6 protein-coding genes are annotated in these 6,251 nt (G+C 72.3%); 3 read left to right on the top strand and 3 right to left on the bottom strand.

Annotated elements, in window-relative coordinates; translation table 11 throughout:
• Positions 1-35: 35 nt before the first annotated feature.
• The 3 genes from DZF91_RS29905 to DZF91_RS29895 form a co-directional block, all read right to left on the bottom strand.
• The gene (locus DZF91_RS29905; protein WP_117360443.1) at positions 36-971 is read right to left on the bottom strand and encodes an EamA family transporter; all 936 of its coding nucleotides are present in this window, start codon (positions 969-971) and stop codon (positions 36-38) included.
• Between the two features lie 4 nt (positions 972-975).
• The gene (locus DZF91_RS29900) at positions 976-1,692 is read right to left on the bottom strand and encodes an ABC transporter permease (RefSeq protein ID WP_117360444.1); all 717 of its coding nucleotides are present in this window, start codon (positions 1,690-1,692) and stop codon (positions 976-978) included.
• Positions 1,693-1,760: 68 nt separating this feature from the next.
• Positions 1,761-2,708, bottom strand: coding sequence for an ABC transporter ATP-binding protein (locus tag DZF91_RS29895; RefSeq protein ID WP_117360442.1), 948 nt, complete (start codon positions 2,706-2,708; stop codon positions 1,761-1,763).
• Between the two features lie 232 nt (positions 2,709-2,940).
• Between DZF91_RS29895 and DZF91_RS29890 the strand changes: the two genes are divergently transcribed.
• The 3 genes from DZF91_RS29890 to DZF91_RS29880 all read left to right on the top strand — a co-directional run.
• Positions 2,941-3,870, top strand: coding sequence for a F0F1 ATP synthase subunit gamma (locus DZF91_RS29890; protein ID WP_117360441.1), 930 nt, complete (start codon positions 2,941-2,943; stop codon positions 3,868-3,870).
• A 107-nt stretch (positions 3,871-3,977) separates the two neighbouring features.
• Positions 3,978-4,316, top strand: coding sequence for a DUF3040 domain-containing protein (locus tag DZF91_RS29885; RefSeq protein ID WP_117360440.1), 339 nt, complete (start codon positions 3,978-3,980; stop codon positions 4,314-4,316).
• Between the two features lie 463 nt (positions 4,317-4,779).
• Positions 4,780-6,251 (top strand): amino acid permease (locus tag DZF91_RS29880; protein WP_117360439.1); only part of this gene is annotated, 1,472 nt, incomplete at its 3' end.

The raw sequence follows: 6,251 nt of genomic DNA, 5'->3' as shown, positions 1-6,251 counted from the left end.
GGCGGGCCGGGGGGCGGCGGGTCAGGGGCGGCGGGTCAGGGCTGGGGCGTCTCGGGCGGCGGCTTCTCGCCGAGCGTGGCGCCCGCGCAGGCGGCCATCACGCAGACGATCGCGAGCCACTGCAGCCCGGACAGCACCTCGCCGAGCAGGACGACGCCGACGAGCGCGGCGACGGCGGGCTCCAGGCTCATCAGGATGCCGAACACCCGCGCGGGCATCCGGCGCAGCGCCTCCAGCTCCAGCGAGTAGGGGATCACCGAGGACATCAGGCCGACGCCGAGGCCGAGCAGCAGCAGGCGCGGGTCGAGGAGCTTCGCACCGCCGGTGGCGACGCCGACCGGCAGGACCGCGGCGGTCGCGACGATGCTGGCGACGGCGAGGCCGGTGGAGCCGGAGAAGCGGCGCCCGGTGGCGGCGCTCAGCAGGATGTACAGGGCCCAGCCGACGCCCGCGAGCAGCGCGAAGCCGATCCCGACCAGGTCGGTGGCGCTGCCGCTGCCGCGCGCCAGCAGCAGCACGCCCGCGGCGGCCAGCCCCGTCCACAGCAGGTCCCGCGGACGGCGGGACGCGAACACCGCCACCGCCAGCGGGCCGAGGAACTCGATCGTGACCGCGACGCCGAGCGGGATGCGGGAGAACGACTGGTAGATCGCGAAGTTCATCAGCCCGAGCGTCAGGCCGAAGCCCGCCGCGACCGCGAGGCTGCGCCGCGAGTGGTCGCGCAGGATCGTCCGCAGCGCCCGGCGCGCCACGAACCCCAGCACGACGGCGGAGGTGACCAGCCGCAGCAGGACGAGCGCGGCGGGCGGCAGCTGCCCGAACAGGTGCTTGGCGATGCCGGCGCCGACCTGCAGCGACAGGATGCCCAGCAGGATCAGCGCGGGCGGCGGGACCGCGCCGAGCGAGAACCGTGCGGCGCGGCTCGCGCCGCCCGCCGGAAGGGCCGAACCAGGGGCTTCGGCGAGGGCCAACGGACTACTCCCAGCGGAAGAGGCGGGCGGCGAGGACGAGACCGGCCACGGCCCACACCGCGAGGACGAGCAGGGGCTTGCCGGGCAGCGCCGCGCCGTGCTGCAGGACCTGCCGCAACCCGTCGGCGAGCGCGGAGATCGGCAGCAGCTCCAGGGCGGCGCGCACGCCGTCCGGGAACTTGGTCAGGGGGAACACGACGCCGCCGACCGCCAGCAGCAGGATGTACACGAGGTTGGCGGCGGCGAGGGTCGCCTCGGCGCGCAGCGTTCCGGCCATGAGCAGCCCGAAGCCGCTGAAGGCGGCGGTGCCGAGCAGCAGCAGGGCGGCGGCGGAGAACGGGTCGCCGTGCGGGTGCCAGCCGAGCGCGAGCGCCACCCCGCCGATCACGACGGCCTGCAGGACCTCCACCAGGACGACGGTGAGGGTCTTGGCGGCGATCAGCCCGGCCCGCGGCAGCGGGGTCGCGCCGAGCCGCTTGAGCACGCCGTAGCGGCGTTCGAAGCCGGTGCCGATGGCCTGCCCGGTGAACGCGGTGGACATGACCGCGAGCGCGAGGATGCCGGGGGCCAGGAAGTCCACCCGCCTGCCGGGCCCGAGGTCGAGCAGGGAGGTCGCGGAGAACAGCGTCAGCAGCACGACCGGGATGATCAGGGTGAGCAGCAGCTGCTCGCCGTTGCGCAGCAGCGCGCGCAGCTCGTAGCCGGTCTGCGCCGCGATCATCCGGGGCAGCGGGACGGCCCCGGGCGCGGGCGCCAGGTCGAGCCGTTCGGCGGCGGATGCGGTGGTGGTCACGAGCGCAGCTCCCGTCCGGTCAGCTCCAGGAAGACGTCCTCCAGGGTGCGGCGCTCGATCCGCAGGTCCTCGGCGAGGACGCCGTGCGAGGCGCACCAGGCGGTGACGGTCGCCAGCAGCTCGGGCCGGACGTCGCCCTCGACCAGGTAGTGCCCGGCGGGCGACTCCTTGGCCGCGCTGCCCGCGGGGAGCGCGGCCAGCAGCTCCTCCAGGCCCAGGCCGGGCCGGGCGCGGAAGCGCAACTGCCGCTCCGCGCCGGTCAGCTCGGCGGGGGAGCCCTGAGCGACGACCCGGCCGTGGTCGACGACCACCACGTGGTCGGCCAGCCGCTCGGCCTCCTCCATGTAGTGCGTGGTCAGCACCACCGAGACGCCGGCCGCGCGCAGGTCGGCGACCAGGTCCCAGGTCGCGTGCCGGGCCTGCGGGTCCAGGCCGGTGGTCGGCTCGTCCAGGAAGACCAGCTCGGGGCGCCCGACGAGGGCCACGGCGAGCGACAGCCGCTGCTGCTGGCCGCCCGACAGCCGCCGGTACGGGGTGCGCGCGTGCTCGGTGAGGCCCAGCCGCTCGAGCAGCGCCGCCGGGTCGAGCGGACGGCGGTGGAAGGCCGCGACGAGCCGCAGGAACTCCCCGGCCTTCGCGGTGCCCGGCACCCCGCCGGACTGCGGCATCACCCCGACGCGCGGCTTCAGCGCCCGGGCGTCCGCGGCGGGGTCGAGGCCGAGGACGCGGACGGTGCCCGCGTCGGCCCGCCGGAAGCCCTCGCAGATCTCGATCGTGGTGGTCTTGCCCGCCCCGTTCGGGCCGAGCAGCGCGGTCACCTCGCCGCGCGCGGCCCCGAAGGACAGCCCGTCCACCGCCGTCTTCGCGCCGTACCGCTTGACGAGGCCGTCGAGCCGGAGCGCGCTGCCGGACGTGCGGGTGTCGTCTCCGGGGGGTGCTGCCATGCCCCCGAGTTTATGACCGGGCCCCCGGGGCTCCGGCCCCGGGCACCCGCGCCGCGCCGTGACGGTCGCCACGTCCGGGCGGCGGGCGCGACCCCGGTCGTGTGACCGCCGCCATGCCCGCGCGGCGGCGGGTGTGACCCATGCCGCTCGGGGTGGAAAGTCCTGATAAAGCTTCGGTGATGGAACGGGCCCCGGGGTAGGGGCGGGGTCCCGGCGGTGGGACGGTGGGGCCATGCCCGCTCAGCTACGCGCACTGCGCAACCGGATCCGCTCGGTGAAGTCGACGGCGAAGATCACCCGGGCGCAGGAACTGATCGCCGCCGCCCGGATCTCCCAGGCGCAGCAGCGGCTCGCCCAGTCCAGGCCGTACGCGCGGCAGGTGACGCGGGCGGTGGAGTCGCTGATCAGCCACCACGTCCACATGGACCACGCGCTGCTGAACGAGGACCCCGACACGTCGCGGGTCGCGGTGCTGGTGGTGACGAGCGACCGCGGGTTCTGCGGCGCGTTCAACACCAACGCGATCAAGCAGGGCGAGGCGCTGATGGCGAACCTGCGCGAGAAGGGCAGCGAGCCGGTCCTGTACGTCACCGGGCAGCGGGGCATCGACCACTTCCGGTTCCAGGGCGTCCCGCTCGAGCGGGCCTGGCACGGCGACTCAGGACGGCCCGACTTCGCGACCACCGCCGAGATCGGGCGGACGCTGCTGGAGGCGTTCGACCGCCCGACCGCCGAGGGCGGCGTCGGCGGCGTGCACATCGTCTACACCGAGTTCGTGTCGATGCTGACGCAGCGGCTGACCGTCCGGCGGATCCTGCCGCTGGAGGTCGAGGACGTCCCGGAGGGCGAGGCCGGCGACGCCTCGGGGAACGGGGGCGTGGGCGCCGCGTCCACCTACGACTTCGAGCCGGACCCGCTCACGCTGCTGGACGGCCTGCTGCACCAGTACGTCAACAGCCGCCTGTGGCACATGCTGCTGGAGTCGGCCGCGTCCGAGCACGCCGCCCGCCGGGCCGCGATGATGGCCGCCACCGACAACGCCCTCGAGCTGATCGACAAGCTCACCCGGCAGGCGAACGAGGCCCGCCAGGAGGAGATCACGATGGAGCTCTCGGAGATCGTGGCGGGCGCGGACGCGCTCAGCTCCGCCCGCGGCGACTGAGCTCCGCCCGCGGCGACTGAGCTCCGCCCGCCGCGAGGCCAACAGTAAAACCTGCCCAAAAGACTGGACGCTAAGCACCAAAACCGGCTAAAACCATCCCTCACACCATGGCAAACGCGGACCGGGGGACGGGACAGATGGCGCTGACGGCGGGTGAGCACAGGACGCTGGCGGAGATCGCGCGACGGCTGACCGCCGAGGATCCCGAGCTGGGCCGCCGCCTGTCGGCCTTCGGAGGCTACGAGACCAGCGTCCTCGGGATGCCCTCGCGCTGGACCCTCGTTCCGGTCGCCCTCGTCGGGGCCCTGCTGGTCGGCGCCTTCCTGGTGATGTCGGTGGTGAGCGCGGGCAGGCCCGCCTCAGGGACGAGCGCGGACGACCGGTCCGGGGCGTCGTCCTGCATCGGGTACCCCGCGCAGGCGCTCGCCGGGAACTGCCGGGACTGAACCCCGCACCACCCGGTCCCTGCGTGGACCCACGGTCTTCACGGACCTCGCCCCGGTCGGCACCCGCCGACCGGGGCACTTCTTTTTCCTTTCAAATATGATCCATTCTATGACCTCGGTCACCCCTTGTGCTGTGCGCCACCAAGACGCCGGAGCGCGGCCCGAGGACGCTCGGTAAAGAGAAGGCAAAGAAGCAATCTCGCTCAGGTGACCTTCGACCCTGCGGAGACGGCGGACCAGGGACCAATGGCCCTGGTCCTTTGTACTTCAAGGTAAAGAGCAGGCAAAGGCGCGACGTCAGCGCAGTAAATGTGAAATGCGCCCCAACTCTCTCGTATTTTCCACGTACTACCGTCTTGATCGTTGGCGAGTTTTCGTCAACCCGCCCAGGGGTAATTCCCCGCATGCCACATGATCGCTGTGCGGCGCGGGCGGACCGATCGGTCGAGGGGGGCACCCGAATATGAGCGAGCCTGCGACATCGCCGGCCTGGGAGGTCGGCGAACTCGACAGGGCCGGGGAACCGCAGCCCGGCCAGATCCTCGGTGAGGCCGGCAAGCTCGGCCTCCCCCAGGCCACCGCCCTGGTCATCGGCAACATCGTCGGCACCGGCATCTTCCTGCTGCCCGCCTCGCTGGCGGCCATCGGGACGATCAGCTTCCCGGTCATGATCGCCACCACCATCGGGGCGATCGCGCTGGCCCTGGTGTTCGGCAAGCTCGGCGCCCGCATCCCGGCGTCCGGCGGGCCCTACGCCTACGCGCGCAGCGGCTTCGGCGAGTTCATGGGGTTCTGGAGCGCCTGGTCGTTCTGGCTCACCGCCTGGGGCGGCAACGCGGGCATCGCGGTCGCCTGGGTCGGCTACGTCAACCACTTCCTGCACTGGGACAACACGGCGGGCCAGATAGCCATCGGCCTGGTCGGCATCTGGATCCCGGCGCTGGTCAACCTGACCGGTGTGAAGAACATCGGCCTCTTCCAGAGCATCACCACCGTGCTCAAGTTCGTGCCGCTGATCTTCGTCGGCATCATCGGGCTGTTCTTCATCAAGACGTCCAACTTCGGCCCGTTCAACGCCGAGGGCGGCTCGATCTGGAGCGCGATCTCGCTCTCCCTCGGCCTGATCCTGTTCATCTACTCCGGCATGGAGTCGGTGACGATCGTCGCCGAGCGGATCAAGAACCCCGAGCGCAACGTCGGCAAGGCCAGCGTCTACGGCGTCCTCGCCTGCGGCCTGATGTACCTGCTCGCCACCCTCGCCGTCTTCGGCACCGTCCCGCACGACCAGCTGAAGGACTCCACCGCCCCGTTCGCCGACGCCCTGAACAACATGTTCGGCGGCGCCCTCTGGGGCAACGTGATGGCGGTCTGCGCGATCATCTCCGGCATCGGGGCGCTGAACGGCTGGACGATGCTGGTCGCCGAGATGCCGATGGCCGCCGCCCGGGACGGCATGTTCCCCAAGTCGTTCGCCCGGCTGTCCCGCCGCGAGGCCCCGGTCGTCGGCATCCTCGTCGGGACCGGCCTGACCACCCTGATGCTGCTGTTCGCCTACGCGTCCGAGAACACCTTCAACACGATCCTGCTCTTCGCGTCCTTCACCACCGCGATCCCGTACTTCTTCTCCGCCGCGGCCCAGCTGTTCTGGCTGGTCACCGGCGGGCGGACGGTCAACCGGGCACGGATGGCCAAGGACATGACCATGGCGATCATCGCGCTGGTCTTCTCCTTCGCGATCGTCTACAGCTCCGGTGAGCAGGCCGTCATGCTCGGCATCCTCGCGATGCTGATCGGTGTCGTGGTCTACATCTGGACCAAGGCCCGGCGCGGCGAGTACGGCCCCGCGGGAGCGGTCGCGGAGACGGTCGCGCCCGGTCCGGCCGGTCCGGCCGGCGTGGGTCCGGCCGTCCCGCCCGTCCCGCCCACGGGACCGGC

This window comes from Actinomadura logoneensis (assembly GCF_003428695.1).
In the GTDB taxonomy this organism is placed as follows: Bacteria; Actinomycetota; Actinomycetes; order Streptosporangiales; family Streptosporangiaceae; genus Spirillospora; species Spirillospora logoneensis.
Note: the sequence above shows the minus strand (reverse complement) of the source record. Positions and strands in the feature narration are given on the sequence as shown.

Excerpts from the sequence above, each read along its gene's own strand:
- DZF91_RS29900 (WP_117360444.1), bottom strand. The coding sequence starts at position 1,692 with ATGATCGCGGCGCAGACCGGCTACGAGCTGCGCGCGCTGCTGCGCAAC.
- DZF91_RS29895 (WP_117360442.1), bottom strand. The coding sequence starts at position 2,708 with ATGGCAGCACCCCCCGGAGACGACACCCGCACGTCCGGCAGCGCGCTC.
- DZF91_RS29890 (WP_117360441.1), top strand. The coding sequence starts at position 2,941 with ATGCCCGCTCAGCTACGCGCACTGCGCAACCGGATCCGCTCGGTGAAG.
- DZF91_RS29885 (WP_117360440.1), top strand. The coding sequence starts at position 3,978 with ATGGCAAACGCGGACCGGGGGACGGGACAGATGGCGCTGACGGCGGGT.